Genomic DNA, 15,934 nt, shown 5'->3' on the forward strand with positions numbered 1-15,934 from the left:
CCCACCCGAACAAAAGGACGATCAAACGGCTGATCCACACGACGATACGAATTCACGACATTCGCCGTTCGTCTCCTTGTTTGCGTTCGCGTTGTTTTGGAATCGATCGAGCAAACGATACAATTTTCGTCGATGAATCCCCAATCGCCGGGCCGTACTGGCTTTGTTTCCATGTTCCTTCGCCAAGACCTCTTCGACGTGAACACGGACAACATCATCGAGTTTAAATCTCGCGTCGCCGAGCATCTCACTGTATGGGGAAGCATTGGACGGGGCATGAAGGCTATCGGTACTTTCGGTTCTGGAACGCCCTGGCAAAGCCTGATTGTAGTTCACGATCTCGCACGGCAAATCGTCCAACATAATATCAAAATTCTCCGCCAGGATCGTGGCTCGTTCGATGACATTAATGAGTTGCCGGATGTTGCCCGGCCATGGATATCGGTTCAGAGCGTCTCGGGCGTCCTGTTCAATTCGGAACGAGCGTGGCAGAAAGTGATCGATCAATCGGTCGACGTCGCCTTCGCGTTCACGCAACGTCGGCAACTGAATCGAGAAAACGTTGATTCGATAGAATAGATCTTCTCGGAAACGTCCCGCATCGACTTCCTGTTGCAGGTCACGATTCGTGGCCGCGATGATTCGCACTTTCACTCGACGTTCTCGATGGCACCCCACCCGGCGCATGGTTCCGTCTTCGAGGACGCGCAACAGTTTGGGCTGCAACGAGAGCGGCAATTCGCCAACCTCGTCGATGAACAACGTGCCTTCATCTGCAATCTCAAACAACCCTGGCTTGTCGGCCGTTGCTCCGGTAAACGATCCCTTCAAATGACCAAACAATTCACTCTCAACGAGGTTCTCAGGGAACGCAGCGCAGTTAACGGTCACAAACGGATTTTCCGCGAAGTGACTCGCCTGTTGAATCGCCTGTGCGACGACCTCTTTACCGGTTCCACTCTCGCCTTGCAAAAGCACGGGCTTATTCGTCGGCCCGACTTTTTCGATCATTTTGACAACTTGCATGAGCGACGGCGATTCACCGATCAGGGACGCCGCCGGGCGTGCGCGTGAGATCACCGCCTTGAGTTGCTTGTTTTCCTTCTTGAGCTGGCGTCGCTCGCGTGCGCGGAAACAATGATGTTCGAGATCGCCCAAAGAGCACGGCTTCCTCAAATAGTCACACGCTCCCATCTTCATAGCCGAGACTGCGGTTTCCACCGTTCCCTGTCCCGTCAACATGATCACTTCAATGTCCAATTTCTCTTGATGGACGCGTTGCAACAACTCGAGACCAGACATTCCCGGCATGTTCATGTCAAAGATGCCGACATCGAAAGTCTCTCGCTGAATCAGACTGAGAGCCTCGGCCGCGTTGGATACATCGGTAACCTCGTGTCCCTTGCGTTGCATCCACTTCGCCGCCGAACGGCGCGAATCCTCTTCGTCGTCAACGAGCAACAGCTTAATAGGAGTTTCGGACATCACGTTTCCTCACGGGAGTGATTTGGAGGTCAAAGTCTCCCCGCCGCAAAGTCGATCCACGATCATGTATCCCCGCAGCACGGTGGTCGAACCTGCTGCGAATGACGTTCCGCAGCCCACGACAGCACAAACCGCTACACAATGCCCCAATCTCACGTGCATCGCCGCACAGATGGTCGCCGATGCACGCTTTTGACGTGTCTCACTTTTGCCTACGGTGGCGGACCGAATTCACTCGGTGCGATGTCGAATTAGCCGGTAAAAGCGTTGGCTAGCTTCGGTTTTCGTTTCGTTTCATGAGGCAGTTCGCAGTCAATTCATGTGAGAGCATTTCAAATGATGACGTATCCAATACCGCAACCGGACTCACAAAATCCAGTCTCACGAAGTCTGGCGACATCGGCTGTATCTCCTTGGAAATTGCTTTAGTTTGCATAAAGCTGCGGAAAACGAATCCGAACCACGGTTCCGCCGCCGGGATGGTTCGACGCGTCAATATTCCCTTCGTGTGCCTCGATGATGCGACGGCACACCGCTAATCCCAGACCCGTGCCCTGTTGCTTGGTCGTAAAGAACGGTTCGAACAAACACCGCTTCACGGCTTCATCGAGGCCAGAACCGTGATCTCGCACGCAGATCTGTAGCATTCCCGTTCCAGAGTCCAAACGCCGGCATCGAATCTCGATCGTTTGATAGACAGAACTCGCCTGTAACGCGTTTTCAAGAAGGTGACGTAGCACGACACCAAACCGGTCAACATCAAGACTCACCGAATCACAGAAGGCGTCGCACTCGATATGTAATTTCGGCGTTTCGCCCCTACGTTCCCGCGACCATTGGTCGGTCACCGCCCTTATCAGCCAACGCAGGTCGACGGAAGAACGCTTCAGGATAATCGGTGCGGCGTACTCGCGGACGTCTTCGTATGTCCGATGAATACTGTGCAAGGCCTCTCGAATACGGTTCGTCAATTGATGCGTCTCAGAATCCTCGACGAGATCCATTTCCAGCAAATCGAGACAGGATTCTGCTCGTTGCATCGCATTGCGAGATTCATGCGAGAGCCCCGATACCATTTGCGATACCGCGGCCAAACGTTCACGCTGAACATGCTTCTCCGTGCGAGACTCGTGATCAGAAAGCTTGACAACATTCGCCAATCGCATCTCACCGTCTATCGTGGTTATCGGATGCAGCGTGACTTTTGCAAGAAAGTCTGTTCCGTTTCGACGTCGGGCCGACAACCACCACTCCTTGCCGGGTTCTGGGGCGCGCAGATGTGACAAGAAGCACAGATACTGTGACATATTGTCACTGGAGGCGTCCTCGGGAAAGAGTTGCTCCAGCTGCCTCCCTGCTAATTCTGATTCCTCGTATCCGAACCATCGTTCGGCGACAGGATTCACCACATGGATAATCCCGGCTGGACTCGAAACAAAAATTGCCACCGGAGAGGTTTCAAGGAGGAAGTTTGCCAACCTATTGTTTCGTACCGTGGGAATAGTCTGCATGGTGCTTCTGACGCTCAAGAGTTCTTTCAAACCAGCGTCACCGAATACGCAACCGGGATGCCACATCCCAATCGAGCACGCACAAATTTGCTCCGACTTCGGCACAACGTTCGCTCCGAATGAAACCGCCAACCAGAAGTCGTGTTAGAAATAACGATCATTTTGATGGTCGTCACCGTTACGGGCATCATGAACGATCCGGATTCCTTTCCTCACCCCACTTTCAGACCCCACATCGCGTCCCAAACCACTAGGGTGCTATGAACGCAATTGTTAAAAACAATTTTCGGATCTGAACATTAGCCAGGAGGAATCGGATAGGATCGAAAGTAGGCGATCTCTACAAAACTGCCGTGACTGTCCTTCAATCGGAGTCAATACCATGCGTGCGATCGTCATCTTTGCTTCCTGTGAAGGCCAAACCCTTCGCATCGCACATCGGATTGCACAGACGATGGGCAAACACGGCGTGCCCACGGATACGTTCGACGTCGCCAAACAATCCGTCACCGAAATCGCATTAAAGACTTACGACGCCGTTGTGTTGGGTTCGTCATTACACTACGGAGAACATGATCGTCGGATTGAGTGGTGCATCCGAGAACACCAGCGATACTTAGCGAAAATTCCGACGGCTTTCTTTTCGGTTTGTCTCGGCATCCTTAGCAAAAATGAACAAGACCGACATGCAGCTGAAGACGTGACCGACGAACTTCTTTCACGCAACATCTTTAACCCGTCACGGCGGACGGCATTCGCCGGAGCGCTGCGCTACTCAGAGTACGGCTGGCTCAAGAAACGCATCATGCGTCACTTCGCTGAGATTTCAGGGTACGCCACCGAGTTAGCGCAAGACTATGAATACACGGACTGGCAAGCCGTTGAGGCATTCGCAGTCGATTTCGCCGAATATGTACTGAGGTGCCGCCACCCCGATCCGATTGGACCATGGCCAGCCGATGCGACTCGGCGTCATCAATGTCATCGCCAATGCGTCAAGGAGAGATCCACGCAACTTGGCAACGATACAGTCATCGCGGGTGACGCCCAAACCGAAAACGCGAACGTTGAGTGAGCGGTCGCTTACGTCAAATTTGAACCGGCTCCCTGTGCAGTGACGAATGACAACAGTCGCTGTTGCCTTGACTGTGCTTCGCGATTCGGATGACGAATTTCGCACCACGGCCGTTCGAGTTCCCGACTTTAATACTCCCACCATGGGCTTCGATAATCCGTTGGACGATCGACATGCCTAACCCGGTTCCACGGACTTTCGTAGTGTAGAAGGGCTCAAAGAGTTTCTCACGCTGCTCGCTCGATAACCCCGGTCCGTTATCCTGGACTTCCAACCAAATCCAATCCGGTCCATCACATTTACAATCGATGGTGATCTGAGTTGGGTCTTCGCATGCGGCCAGTGAATTTTCAAAAAGGTTACGAAAAACACGCTCTAGACGCATCTCATCAACCTCGACGACGAGAGCGCACCCACAGAGTTTTTCTACGATTTTTGCATCACGATCCCCACGTGATGACGCGAGATAGCCCCACACTCGACGCCATAGCTCGGGCAGATCGACTGGTTCGCGATGCAGTTGAAGGGGTGCCGCGTATTGGCGCACCTCTTCGAGCGTTTCTTTCAATTCGTTCGATGCCCGATAGATCGAATCGACTTCCTCTCGAAGATCCGATTCCAGTGGGATGTCAAGCTGCAGAATATCAACGCTCGCCTGAATCCTCTGCAACGCATTACGACTTTCATGAGCGATACGCGTGACGGTTTGACCAATCGCGGCCAATCGCTGAGATTGAACCGAGTTCCGTTGGGCTGCGATCAAGTCGGTGACGTCAACACCAATCGCCAAAATCGATTTCACCTGGTCATGATCGTCTTTTAAAGTCGTGTTGGACCAACGAATTTGTCGCTCTCGCCCGTCTGTCATCAACACGGAATTCACCACACCTGCGCTTTGCACATTGTGCGCGACACCTAAGAAAACATCACATACCCGCTCTCGGTCATCGGCCGGGATGCATTTGGTAAACCAATTGCAACCGAGCAGGTCCTCTAATTTCCAACCGGTAATTTGAGTGAAATACTGATTGAAACGCTGGATCGTTCCGTCCGGGGCCAGCACAAGGATGACGGCCTCGGCGGTCTTGAGTACTTCAGCGGCGAATTGATGTTCTTCGCACAACTGGTTTTCGATGCGCCGCTGGCGAATGATGCGAGCGACGCTCGCACGAATCACATCGGCATGAAACGGTTTGCAGATATAGTCGACGACCCCCAATTTCAACGCCGCAATGGAATGCTCCAGATCCGCGTACGCGGTCACGATGACAAACTCTGCGTTGGGCAACAATTCTTTCAGTTCAGGCAGCACCTCTTCCGCCTGCCCGTCGGGGAGCTGGCGATCGAGCATCACCAATGCGATATGAGGTTGCAGGCCGGCAGCGCGGACCTGTGCGAAATTTTCTGCAATTCGAACGTGATGTCCGTCTTGCTGCAAAATCTGCGTCAGGTTAGTCAAACTGTCCGAATCGTCTTCGACGAGCAACACCTCTAACTCATCGTTCATCTTATCTTCCCATCAAGGAAAAGAACGCCACGGTACCAACACGATCAATACAAATCATGGAGTTTCCGCTGGCTCTATCGTAACAAACGCCTGATTCACTGGTAACCGTTTCGTTTCAGATGCCTAGTGACTGTTTGTCGCAATTGGGAGCATTTCATTGGCACTCCGCACGCTTGCGTGCTAGAGCGCGCACCCCTGCACGTTCTGGGATGGAATTTGTGCACAGGGTGCCCCAACGATTCGGAAAACCATCCTCTTCGGCCTTTGGTACGCAAACTGCAATTGGTTCGATTCGTTCAACGCCCCAAACGATCGACAAACGAGGAGACCTGACAATGAAAATCTTGTTGGCAACAGATGGCTCTTCCCCCTCCCAGAACGCTACCAAATTCGTGGCAAAATTGGCGAAAAACTGCTCTGTCGATGCTGTGGTTTTGACCGTTTCGTTCGATCCCGAACACTATCCGATGCATCCCTGGAGTCCTCACTGGACGGAGCATGAGAGCGACCGCACTCAGCCTATCCTGGACCAAGCAAAATCGGCTTTGGAAGACGTTTGTGAATCAGTGACGTTGGCTCACGGTTCGGGGTCCGCCGCACCATGCATTTTAGAACAGGCGAAAAAATCAAAGGTCGATTTAATCGTGCTCGGCGCCAAAGGCCATTCGGCTTTCCGACGCGTCCTGCTGGGCAGCGTCTCAGACAGCGTCGCGGCGAGTGCAGAGTGCTCGGTCGTTGTAGTGCGAGGCGACGAACAGCAAGACGTTGATCTAAAGAGAATCGTCATCGGATTCGATCAATCGGTGGCGTCTCGCGAAGCGGTCTGGGAACTGATGCAGTGGAACCTGGAGCCCAGCTGCGAAGTCAACGTGGTCAGTGTCGCCTTGCAACCCTACGTGTTTGTTGGCGAAGGCTACACGGGACCTCCTATCACGATCGACCCGGCCCTCGTCAGCAAAATCGATGAGGCGGCCGAACGCATCGCGAGCCAGATCGCAGACCGTTTCCCTCACACCGATGCTCAGACCCCCGTGTCAGACCACATTGGCGACTCGATCGTCAACGTGGCGGAGGAAACCAACGCAAACTTGATTGTGGTTGGTGATACCGGGCACAGCCTACTCAGTCGGTTTCTGCTAGGCAGCACTTCCAAGTACGTTTTGCGACATGCGCCTTGTAGCGTTTGGATCTCGCGTCGCCACTGGAACGCGACTCCCACACCGAATGAGGTGGGCGATGCGGTTGCAACAACCTGACCCTTGGACGGTATCGGCGGCACGTCTGCGTGATGTGAAGTTGGAAACGCCTGGCGTGCAGACTTACTGGATTGAACTAACGAACCGGGAAGATCGCCAAAACTATCATGCCCGGCCCGGTCAATTCAACATGCTCTTCATGCCCGGCATTGGTGAAGCAGCCATTTCACTCAGTCACCTGCCGTCGCCGGGCGATTGTTTGGTTCACACGGTTCGTTCGGTCGGCAATGTAACGCGAGCGTTAGCGGCCACCGATCCGGGCGGCACGCTCGGCGTCCGTGGGCCCTTCGGATCGCACTGGCCGATCGAGCAAGCTCATAACAAAGACATCATCCTCGTTGCGGGCGGGATTGGGCTCGCGCCGATGCGTCCGTTGATTGATCAAATCGTCTTGAGTCGTCAAATGTTCGGTCGCGTCAGCCTTCTTATCGGCGCCCGCACACCGGCAGACCTTCTTTACACCGACGACTACGATCAATGGCGGGCGTTTGAAATCGAAGTCCAATCGACGGTCGATCGTGCGGCGGCCGATTGGTCGGGCAACGTGGGTGTCGTCACGTTGTTAATCAATCGTTTAGGAATCCAGTCACCAAAACGCACCATGGTATTCTCCTGCGGTCCGGAGGTGATGATGACCTATGCGATTCGAACCGTTCGTGAACGAGGCGTCCCTCGCGAGAATCTTTGGGTTTCACTCGAGCGAAATATGAACTGCGCCATCGGCCTATGTGGTCATTGCCAACTCGGTCCTCATTTCATTTGCAAAGAAGGCCCTGTGCTGCGGTATGACCAAGTGAAAGACTGGATGCATGTGGATTCGCTATGAATAATAAAAAGCGACTCGGTGTTTTTAAGTTCGCCTCCTGCGATGGTTGCCAACTCCAACTGCTGTCGTGCGAAGACGAACTGCTAGAGCTCGCCGAAACGATCGAAATCGCTCACTTTTTGGAAGCGAGCAGTTTTGTCCAGGAAGGTCCGTTTGACATTGCACTCGTCGAAGGATCCCTCTCAACATCGGTCGATGTGGACCGCATCCACAAGATCCGGTCCTCATCAAAAACTCTTGTCGCAATCGGTGCCTGCGCGACGTCAGGAGGCGTCCAAGCGTTACGCAACTGGGGCGATCACGACGAGTTCGTCGCGGCCGTCTACGCAAGCCCTCAATACGTCGACTCTTTGTCGACGAGCACTGCGATCGCGGATCACGTGCCCGTGGATTTTGAACTTCGTGGATGCCCGATCGACAAACGCCAACTGTTAGAGGTCATCGGTGCCTTGATCGCGGATCGAAAAACGAGAACACCACGACACAGCGTATGCATCGATTGCAAACGGCGAGGGACCGTGTGCCTCGCCGTTACGCGACAACAGCCTTGTTTGGGACCGATAACTCAAACGGGATGTGGAGCCATTTGCCCTGCCTATGATCGGCCGTGCTACGGGTGCTTCGGTCCCGCTGCTCAGGTAAATTGCCCTGCGTTGTCCGAACACTATCTCGCGGGTGATACAACAGAGACGACTCTTCTACACGCTCTTCGCAACGTCTCCGCTGCAGCCAACGTTTTTCAAATCGAAAGCGATCGAATCGAATCCGCCCATCCGGAGTCGACTCAGTGAGTTCCACGCGTAAGATTACCGTCAACGCATTGACGCGTGTCGAAGGAGAAGGGGCGCTGCACATCCGGATCCGGGACGAATTGATTGAAAGCGTACGACTCGCGATCTATGAGCCACCACGTTTTTTCGAATCGTTCTTGCGTGGACGAGCGATCGAGGAGGTGCCCGATCTCACCGCTCGCATCTGTGGGATCTGTCCGGTGGCCTATCAGATGACGTCCGTGCACGCGATCGAAAACTCGCTTGCGATCGCGATCGATCCCGAAATCCGTCGACTTCGGCGGTTGCTCGTCTGTGGCGAGTGGATCGAGAGTCATGTGTTGCACATCTTCCTGCTCAATGCCCCTGACTTTTTTGGTTGCCACAGCGGCATCGAATTGGCTGAACGGTTTCCCGATCAGATCAACACCGGACTGCGCATTAAAAAAATTGGCAATCGATTGCTCGAAGTGCTCGGCGGCCGGGCCGTCCATCCGGTCAACGTCCGGGTCGGGGGTTTCCATCATCTGCCTTCCAAAGATGAACTGAAAACGTTGTTGCCAGACCTGCGTTGGAGCCTCGAAGCCGCTATCGAATCGACACGGTGGATCGCGGGTTTTGATTTCCCTGATTTCGACCTCGACTGTGAGTTGATCAGTTTACAAAACAACGACGAATACCCATTCAATGAAGGCGTTATTGCATCGACTTGTTGTCCGTCGATCAACGTCAACGAATACGAACAGCATTTCGGCGAAAACCAAGTCGAATACAGTACCGCGTTGCAGTCCTCTCGACGGGACAGTTCGGCGCCGTATCTCCTCGGACCACTTGCACGAGTTGCGTTGAACTCGCGCCAGCTATCTCCGTCTACGAAGCATTTGATCGAAACGGCATGTCCACCATTGCCGCTGACGAACCGTTTCCAAGCGATTATCGCTCGAAGCCTCGAAGTCGTTCACGCATTGGAGGAAGCGATCGATGTGATCGAGAACTATTCTCCACCGTATCACGCATTCACCAACTATCGCCCACACGAGTCGGCAGGTTGTGCCGCCACGGAGGCACCTCGTGGCATGATCTACCATCACTACGGGATCGATTCACGCGGAATGGTTGCCTCCGCCAACATCGTCCCTCCAACATCCCAGAACCAATTACAAATTGAATCAGACTTGCGGGAATTTTTACCGCAATGGTTGAACGATTCCGACGAAACGATCGCATCCGAGGCCGAAAAACTGATACGCACCTACGACCCGTGCATCAGTTGTTCGACTCACTTCCTGAAGTTAACGATCGATCGATCATGAACAGCCAAACGTGCCTAATCGGACTCGGCAGCCCTCACGGTGACGATCAGTTCGGGTGGGCAGTTATAGATCGACTTGCCACGATGGGACTATCGCACGTTACGCTAACCAAATCGGAACACCCGGTTGATATCCTCGGTATGCTCGACGCCAACGAGCGAGTGATCGTCGTGGATGCGGCGGAAGGTTTGCCGCCGGACGAGCCGATTCGCAAACTCCAAATCGCCAATGCAATCGACATCCGGATCTTCCGCGAGACTCCCCACCGGGGCACCCATGACATGGGTCTCGAGTCTGTTTTTCGCCTAGCCCGTTCGCTTAAAAAGCCCACCGATCATGTTACGCTCTGGGTAGGAAAAGGCGAACAATTCGAACCATTCAGTCTCATGTCGGCCACCACCCAATCTAACTCTGTCCGGTGTGCAGAATTGATTGCGAGCGAGGTGAGCGATGCATGAAATATCACTCGTTAGAAGCCTCGTTCGTCAAGTCGACCAGATCGCCACGGACCACGATGCCAATGCGGATGCGGTCCAGGACATTACCATCGAGATCGGTCCGCTTTCGGGAGTCGAACCGGAATTGGTACGAATGGCTTATGATCAACTCTGTAATCAAGAACGTCGTCCGCCTGCCACCTTAACGATCGAGCTATCCTCGCTTCAGGTGAGCTGCCTTGATTGCGAGAGCGATACCGAACTTCAAGATTTCACATTTCGTTGTGGGCAATGTCATTCTGGACGCGTTCGAGTCATCAGCGGCGATGAGTTCCGTTTACTCTCAATCACTTTCGAAGAAGGTGCCACTCTTGCCTAGTAAAACCCTTCTCATCAATCGCGACATTCAATCCGAAAACCGTGCCGCGGCCCAGCGACTGCGTCTCGCGTTCACGCAGACGGGAACCTTCGTCGTGAATCTCGTTTCATCGCCGGGAGCAGGCAAAACCAGCTTGCTCGAAGCGACCTGCCGGTGGTGGAAGAACAAATGGAAAACCGCGGTTTTGGTCGGCGACTTAGCGACCGAACGCGACGCCGATCGTCTCCGTCCTTTTGTACCGGTGCAGCAGTTAACGACGGGTGGCGGATGTCATCTGGAGTTACCACTCGTCGAAAAAGGTCTCGCCAAACTGCCGAACGAACGCTTTGATTTCTTGTTCATCGAAAACGTAGGAAACTTAGTTTGCCCCGCCTCTCACGATCTCTCAGAACATCTTCGCGTTGTGTTGCTCAGCACGACCGAAGGCGATGACAAACCGGGCAAGTACCCGAAGATGTTCCGCACCAGCGACGTGATGATCGTCACCAAAATGGATCTGGCACCCCACGTTCCATTCAACGTCGAGCAAGCCACCCTCGACACACGTCGTATTCGCGAATCCATTGATGTGATTGAAGTCAGCTCGCTTCATGACCAGGGAATTTCACATTGGTGCCGAATGCTCGAGCAACGTCGAAATACCATGCTGTCCGAAAGAGCAATCCCATGAGGGACACGTTGCCCGACACCGTCGCGCGATCAACATTCCTGTTACGAGGTTTGGTGCAGGGACAAGGCGTCCGTCCAACGATTGCCAACCTTGCCTCAGACCTTGGCATCCGCGGGACAGTCCGCAATTGTAGCCGAGGAGTAGAGATCGACGCATTTGCCCCCCCCTCATCACTGGCCTCATTCGCAAAGGCATTAGCATCAACGTTTGCAAACGCCACCTTGCAATCGAATACCGCGAATCGCAATTGCCAATCGAAACCTTCCCGTTTCCGAATTATCGAAACTCTCGCTGGAGATCGCGTCCAAACCACCGTACCGTTGGATTTAGCAATTTGTCAGGATTGCCTCGCGGAAGTGCGATCGAAATCGAACCGACGTTTCGGATATCCGTTCAACACCTGCACACGCTGTGGGCCACGTTATTCCATAATCACAGCGATGCCATTCGACCGCGACTTGACAAGCATGTCGGCGTTCCCGATGTGCTCTCAATGCGAAGCCGAATATCGCAACCCGAATGACCGACGATTTCACGCACAAACGATATCCTGTCCCGATTGTGGCCCCAGATGCTGGGTCACGGATCGACTAGGAAACGTTCTCGCCAGCGGTCGCGATGCCGTCATTTTCGTCGCCGAAGAAATCCTGGCAGGTCAAATCGCGGCGGTTAAGGGTATCGGTGGTTACCAGCTAATTTCCGACGCAACCAATGACGATGCTGTTGGGCGACTTCGGCTTCGAAAACAACGCCCGAGCAAACCGTTGCCAGTTATGGTCGGTGACACCGACGCGGTCGCGGCCATTGCAAACGCACGCGAACACGAAAACGCAGCATTGCAAAGTCACGTCAATCCGATCGTCTTACTGACGTCACTGAGCAGGCGGATCGTTTCACCACAAGTGGCAGGCTCGCTGAACACGATCGGTGTTATGCTGCCGAGTTCGGCATTGCACGCGATGATTACCGATGCGGTCGGCCGGCCGATCGTCGTGACCAGTGGCAACCGACACGGATCGCCGATCATTTTTGAAAATTCCGTCGCCGCATCCGATCTGGCCAGCGTCGCGGACGTGATTCTGCATCATGATCGAGACATCCTGCATCCTGTTGATGACAGCGTCGTGCAATGCGTTGACGATTTCACGATGACGATCCGAGGCGGCCGTGGTATCACCCCGCTGACCTTCTCGACATCCGATCAAAATCGCATCCTGGCCGTCGGCGGACATCAAAAACTCGCCCCTGCAATCCAAACGGGAGAAAGTCTCGTTCTCCTTCCACACATTGGCGACATGACAACCGAAGCGTGTCGCATTCGGTTTCAAGAGTCACTGGATCAATGCCGGACGCTCTATCAGCTTGACTTCGATTCCGTCACACACGATCAACATCCGAACTATTTCACAACCCAGTGGGCACAACAAAACACAACACCAGCGATCTCAGTCCAACATCATCACGCGCACATCGCTGCGTCGATGTTCGAGCACAACCTGGACGACCAAACGGTTCTCGGTATCACATTTGACGGCACGGGCTTTGGACAAGGGACCATTTGGGGAGGAGAGGTCCTCGAGGCAACGACAACATCCTACCAACGTGTCGCTCATCTCCGTCCGTTTCGATTGCCCGGCGGTGAATTCTCGATCAAACAACCGTGGCGTATAGCGGCTTCGCTCAACTCACAACTGCCTGGCTTCGCACCCATCGATCCCTGCCTGCAATTCGCAATCGATCGAGGACCACTGACGTCCAGCATGGGACGATTGTTCGATGCCGTCGCATCCATCGTGCTCGGTATCGACACGGTTGATTTCGAAGGCGAAGCCGCCATGCGACTCGAGGCAGAGTGTGACCGTCTCGAGGCTGAAACTTATCGGTTCGAGATCACCGATAACGAGCCACTGCAAATGGATTGGGGTCCAGTCCTGCGACAGATCGACGAAGACAAGAAACTCATTTCGGCTGCGAAAATTGCGATGCGTTTTCATCACGCTGTTGCGAATCTAATCGTGGATATCGCGGCGAGATATCGAGACATCCCGTGCGTTTTATCCGGCGGTGTTTTCCAGAATCGCACCCTCTTGGAAGTGACGTCGCGTCTCGCTAGGCAACAATCACTTGACATCCGATTTCCTCGGGTGCTCCCAATTAACGACGGCGGCTTGGCAATCGGTCAACTCGTCGTTGCGTCGGCGACCATCAGTCGCAACTCGCACTCACGTCGCGACACATCCGACCGACTTCCTTGTGCACCATCGACCATGGGAGGTCACCCATGTGCTTAGGGGTTCCAGGAAGAGTGGTCCGTTGGATCAATCGCGAGTCGAACTTTGCGAAAGCGGAGGTGGAGTTTTCTGGCGTCCGTCGCGAGATTCACATGGCCTGCGTGACCGATGCCAATCTGGGTGACTACGTCATCGTGCACGCGGGTATTGCAATCTGTCTCGTCGACGAGGTGGAAGCGGAACAGACATTGGCGGAACTCAAATCGCTGGGCGAGAATTCTGATGAAACACCTTGACGAATACCGTGACGCGGCGGCATCGCAATCGTTAATCACCGACATCCGTGCGAGAGCAACACGTCCTTGGGTACTGATGGATGTCTGCGGCGGGCAAACCCACAACCTCGTCCGGTATGGCATCGAACGAGAATTGGCTGACTGTGTTGAACTGATTCATGGTCCTGGGTGCCCCGTCTGCGTCACCGCCACCGAACTAATTGACTTTGCCGTGGCACTTGCACTTCGCCCGAACACAATCGTCGCGAGTTTCGGTGACATGCTTCGCGTCCCAGGCAGTAGCCAGTCGTTGATGCAGGCACGTGAACGCGGCGGGAGAATCCAAATTGTCTACTCACCTCTCGATGCGTTAGCTCTTGCTCGCCAACACCCGAACGCTGAAATCGTTTTCCTGGCGGTGGGCTTTGAGACGACGGCCCCCGCGACTGCACTGGCGGTGATTCAAGCAACGAAGCTCAGCCTCAACAATTTTTCGATCGTTCCCGCTCACGTGCGTGTGCTTCCGGCCATGGAAACCATCATGCGAATGCCAGACAACCGCGTCGAGGGTTTTCTGGCCGCCGGTCACGTTTGCTGCATCACCGGTTTCGAAGCCTACCAACCTTTTGCGTCGCGGTTTCGCGTGCCTATCGTGATCACTGGTTTTGAACCGATTGATCTGCTGCGAGGAATTTTGAAAACAGTCGAACTTTTGGAAACAGGACAGGCCATCGTAAAAAACCAGTACAGTCGAACCGTTCAACGTCAAGGCAACCTAGCCGCACAATCGATCATCGACCAAGTATACGAAGTCGACGATCGAGATTGGCGCGGGTTCGGAACGATCTCGGGTGGAGGCTACCGACTGCGAGCGGAATACAGCCTCATGAACGCACGACAAAAGTTCGCCGACGTCCTACCGCCAAAGGGTCGGGGCGATGTCGATTGCCGCGGCGCCGACGTGATGTCGGGGAAAATCAAACCCAAACAATGCCCCGCCTTCGCAACCACGTGCACGCCGCAATCACCACTCGGCGCCCCCATGGTATCAAGTGAGGGTGCCTGTGCGGCGTACTATCGATTTGAACCATTGCCGATCAAGGTGCCATCATGAACGCTCCCATGTCACCACTCGCGTGTCCTCGTCCAACAACATCAGATCAAACCATCACTCTGGCCCACGGTGAAGGCGGCAAGATGATGCGGAATCTGATTCGTGACCGCATCGTCTCGAAGCTCGGAGAAACGAACGTTCAAAGGTTCAGCGATGCCGCCTGCGTGGGAACGATCAAAGGCAACGTCGCGATCTCGACGGACAGCTATGTCGTTTCCCCGCTGTTTTTCCCGGGAGGCGATATCGGAACTCTCGCGGTCCACGGCACCATCAATGACTTAGCCATGGCGGGTGCCTCACCTCTCTTCCTCACACTATCACTGATTTTGGAAGAGGGGCTCCCTTTTGAAGTCTTCGACCGAGTCATCGACAGCATCGCCGAGACCGCGAACACCTGCGGGGTCCCAATCGTTGCCGGCGACACCAAAGTGGTTACCAAGGGAGCCGCCGACGGGATGTTCCTCAACACGACGGGCGTTGGAGTCCATCACGACGATCAACGCATGTCCGCGAAGCAAATTCAGCCAGGTGACACGTTAGTTGTGTCGGGACCGATCGCGCGGCACGGGATTGCTGTCCTCGCCGCTCGCGAATCGCTCGAATTCATGCCACCACCAGCATCCGATTCTGCCGCACTCCACCGAGTGGCAGCAGACTTACAAAGCGCACTTGGCAACGATCTGAGAACCATGCGTGACGCAACACGTGGCGGTGTTGCCGCGGTGCTTCATGAGTGGGCCGAAGAATCCACTCTCGCGATGTGGGTCGACGAAGCCCAACTTCCGCTGCTCCCTGAAACACGCGGCGTCTGTGAACTACTCGGTTTGGACCCGATGTTCGTCGCCAACGAAGGCACCTTTGTCGCGGCAATTGCTTCCCACCGGACAGAAGACGCCATTTCGGTGATGAAAACTCATTCCAGTTGCGGCGATCCCGCACCGATCGGATACGCTCGTCGACGTGAAATTTCTCCGGTTTTGGTCTCTCGAGGCATGGGTGGTGACCAACCACTCGATGAACCCATCGCCGCAATGCTGCCCCGAATCTGCTGATCGAGTTTCAACAACGACGCACTCCGCTGCGTT

15 protein-coding genes are annotated in these 15,934 nt (G+C 54.3%); 12 read left to right on the forward strand and 3 right to left on the reverse strand.

The genetic code is table 11. From position 1 onward, the window contains the following. Positions 1-21: 21 nt before the first annotated feature. A complete protein-coding gene (locus FHS27_RS08725) occupies positions 22-1,485 on the reverse strand; it encodes a sigma-54-dependent transcriptional regulator (protein ID WP_184304221.1) in 1,464 nt (487 codons plus the stop codon). Positions 1,486-1,910: 425 nt separating this feature from the next. Beyond that, positions 1,911-2,933, reverse strand: a complete 1,023-nt coding sequence (locus tag FHS27_RS08730) for a two-component system sensor histidine kinase NtrB (RefSeq protein ID WP_315854500.1) — start codon at positions 2,931-2,933, stop codon at positions 1,911-1,913. A gap of 445 nt (positions 2,934-3,378) precedes the next feature. On the opposite strand from FHS27_RS08730, the gene FHS27_RS08735 reads away from it, so the two are divergent. Next, entirely contained in the window at positions 3,379-4,071 is a 693-nt protein-coding gene (locus tag FHS27_RS08735; protein WP_184304225.1) for a flavodoxin domain-containing protein, read from the forward strand. Between the two features lie 13 nt (positions 4,072-4,084). Here the strand turns inward: FHS27_RS08735 and FHS27_RS08740 are convergent, their stop codons facing one another. Next, a complete protein-coding gene (locus FHS27_RS08740) occupies positions 4,085-5,578 on the reverse strand; it encodes an ATP-binding protein (RefSeq protein WP_184304227.1) in 1,494 nt (497 codons plus the stop codon). Between the two features lie 335 nt (positions 5,579-5,913). On the opposite strand from FHS27_RS08740, the gene FHS27_RS08745 reads away from it, so the two are divergent. From FHS27_RS08745 to hypE, 11 genes are read left to right on the forward strand one after another with little or no spacing between them, the layout of a single operon-like run. Continuing rightward, positions 5,914-6,834, forward strand: a complete 921-nt coding sequence (locus FHS27_RS08745; RefSeq protein WP_184304229.1) for a universal stress protein — start codon at positions 5,914-5,916, stop codon at positions 6,832-6,834. Further along, a complete protein-coding gene (locus tag FHS27_RS08750) occupies positions 6,815-7,660 on the forward strand; it encodes an FAD/NAD(P)-binding protein (RefSeq protein ID WP_184304231.1) in 846 nt (281 codons plus the stop codon). Before FHS27_RS08745 ends, FHS27_RS08750 begins: the two co-directional genes overlap by 20 nt. Then, positions 7,657-8,451 (forward strand): NADH-quinone oxidoreductase subunit B family protein, encoded by a 795-nt coding sequence (locus FHS27_RS08755; RefSeq protein ID WP_184304233.1) that lies wholly within the window; start codon positions 7,657-7,659, stop codon positions 8,449-8,451. Before FHS27_RS08750 ends, FHS27_RS08755 begins: the two co-directional genes overlap by 4 nt. Beyond that, positions 8,448-9,743: a Ni/Fe hydrogenase subunit alpha gene (locus tag FHS27_RS08760; RefSeq protein ID WP_184304235.1), complete on the forward strand. Its 1,296-nt coding sequence runs from the start codon at positions 8,448-8,450 to the stop codon at positions 9,741-9,743. The genes FHS27_RS08755 and FHS27_RS08760 overlap by 4 nt, the downstream gene beginning before the upstream one ends. Continuing rightward, positions 9,740-10,201: a hypothetical protein gene (locus FHS27_RS08765; RefSeq protein WP_184304237.1), complete on the forward strand. Its 462-nt coding sequence runs from the start codon at positions 9,740-9,742 to the stop codon at positions 10,199-10,201. Before FHS27_RS08760 ends, FHS27_RS08765 begins: the two co-directional genes overlap by 4 nt. Beyond that, the gene (locus FHS27_RS08770; RefSeq protein ID WP_184304239.1) at positions 10,194-10,559 is read left to right on the forward strand and encodes a hydrogenase maturation nickel metallochaperone HypA/HybF; all 366 of its coding nucleotides are present in this window, start codon (positions 10,194-10,196) and stop codon (positions 10,557-10,559) included. Before FHS27_RS08765 ends, FHS27_RS08770 begins: the two co-directional genes overlap by 8 nt. Then, positions 10,543-11,229, forward strand: a complete 687-nt coding sequence (hypB, locus tag FHS27_RS08775) for a hydrogenase nickel incorporation protein HypB (protein WP_184304241.1) — start codon at positions 10,543-10,545, stop codon at positions 11,227-11,229. The genes FHS27_RS08770 and hypB overlap by 17 nt, the downstream gene beginning before the upstream one ends. Further along, positions 11,226-13,520, forward strand: coding sequence for a carbamoyltransferase HypF (gene hypF / locus FHS27_RS08780; protein WP_184304243.1), 2,295 nt, complete (start codon positions 11,226-11,228; stop codon positions 13,518-13,520). Before hypB ends, hypF begins: the two co-directional genes overlap by 4 nt. After that, on the forward strand, positions 13,511-13,756 hold the full coding sequence (locus FHS27_RS08785; protein ID WP_184304245.1) for a HypC/HybG/HupF family hydrogenase formation chaperone: 246 nt from the start codon (positions 13,511-13,513) through the stop codon (positions 13,754-13,756). Before hypF ends, FHS27_RS08785 begins: the two co-directional genes overlap by 10 nt. Next, positions 13,743-14,849 (forward strand): hydrogenase formation protein HypD, encoded by a 1,107-nt coding sequence (gene hypD, locus FHS27_RS08790; protein WP_184304247.1) that lies wholly within the window; start codon positions 13,743-13,745, stop codon positions 14,847-14,849. Before FHS27_RS08785 ends, hypD begins: the two co-directional genes overlap by 14 nt. After that, positions 14,846-15,901, forward strand: coding sequence for a hydrogenase expression/formation protein HypE (gene hypE / locus FHS27_RS08795; RefSeq protein WP_184304249.1), 1,056 nt, complete (start codon positions 14,846-14,848; stop codon positions 15,899-15,901). The genes hypD and hypE overlap by 4 nt, the downstream gene beginning before the upstream one ends. The last annotated feature ends 33 nt before the right edge of the window (positions 15,902-15,934 follow it).

This window comes from Aporhodopirellula rubra (assembly GCF_014192335.1).
GTDB lineage: Bacteria > Planctomycetota > Planctomycetia > Pirellulales > Pirellulaceae > Rhodopirellula > Rhodopirellula rubra.

Bases quoted from the DNA above. Each gene is read 5' to 3' on its own strand.
- FHS27_RS08725 (WP_184304221.1), bottom strand. From the start codon at position 1,485: ATGTCCGAAACTCCTATTAAGCTGTTGCTCGTTGACGACGAAGAGGAT.
- FHS27_RS08735 (WP_184304225.1), top strand. From the start codon at position 3,379: ATGCGTGCGATCGTCATCTTTGCTTCCTGTGAAGGCCAAACCCTTCGC.
- FHS27_RS08740 (WP_184304227.1), bottom strand. From the start codon at position 5,578: ATGAACGATGAGTTAGAGGTGTTGCTCGTCGAAGACGATTCGGACAGT.
- FHS27_RS08745 (WP_184304229.1), top strand. From the start codon at position 5,914: ATGAAAATCTTGTTGGCAACAGATGGCTCTTCCCCCTCCCAGAACGCT.
- FHS27_RS08750 (WP_184304231.1), top strand. From the start codon at position 6,815: ATGCGGTTGCAACAACCTGACCCTTGGACGGTATCGGCGGCACGTCTG.
- FHS27_RS08755 (WP_184304233.1), top strand. From the start codon at position 7,657: ATGAATAATAAAAAGCGACTCGGTGTTTTTAAGTTCGCCTCCTGCGAT.
- FHS27_RS08765 (WP_184304237.1), top strand. From the start codon at position 9,740: ATGAACAGCCAAACGTGCCTAATCGGACTCGGCAGCCCTCACGGTGAC.
- FHS27_RS08770 (WP_184304239.1), top strand. From the start codon at position 10,194: ATGCATGAAATATCACTCGTTAGAAGCCTCGTTCGTCAAGTCGACCAG.
- hypF (WP_184304243.1), top strand. From the start codon at position 11,226: ATGAGGGACACGTTGCCCGACACCGTCGCGCGATCAACATTCCTGTTA.
- FHS27_RS08785 (WP_184304245.1), top strand. From the start codon at position 13,511: ATGTGCTTAGGGGTTCCAGGAAGAGTGGTCCGTTGGATCAATCGCGAG.
- hypD (WP_184304247.1), top strand. From the start codon at position 13,743: ATGAAACACCTTGACGAATACCGTGACGCGGCGGCATCGCAATCGTTA.
- hypE (WP_184304249.1), top strand. From the start codon at position 14,846: ATGAACGCTCCCATGTCACCACTCGCGTGTCCTCGTCCAACAACATCA.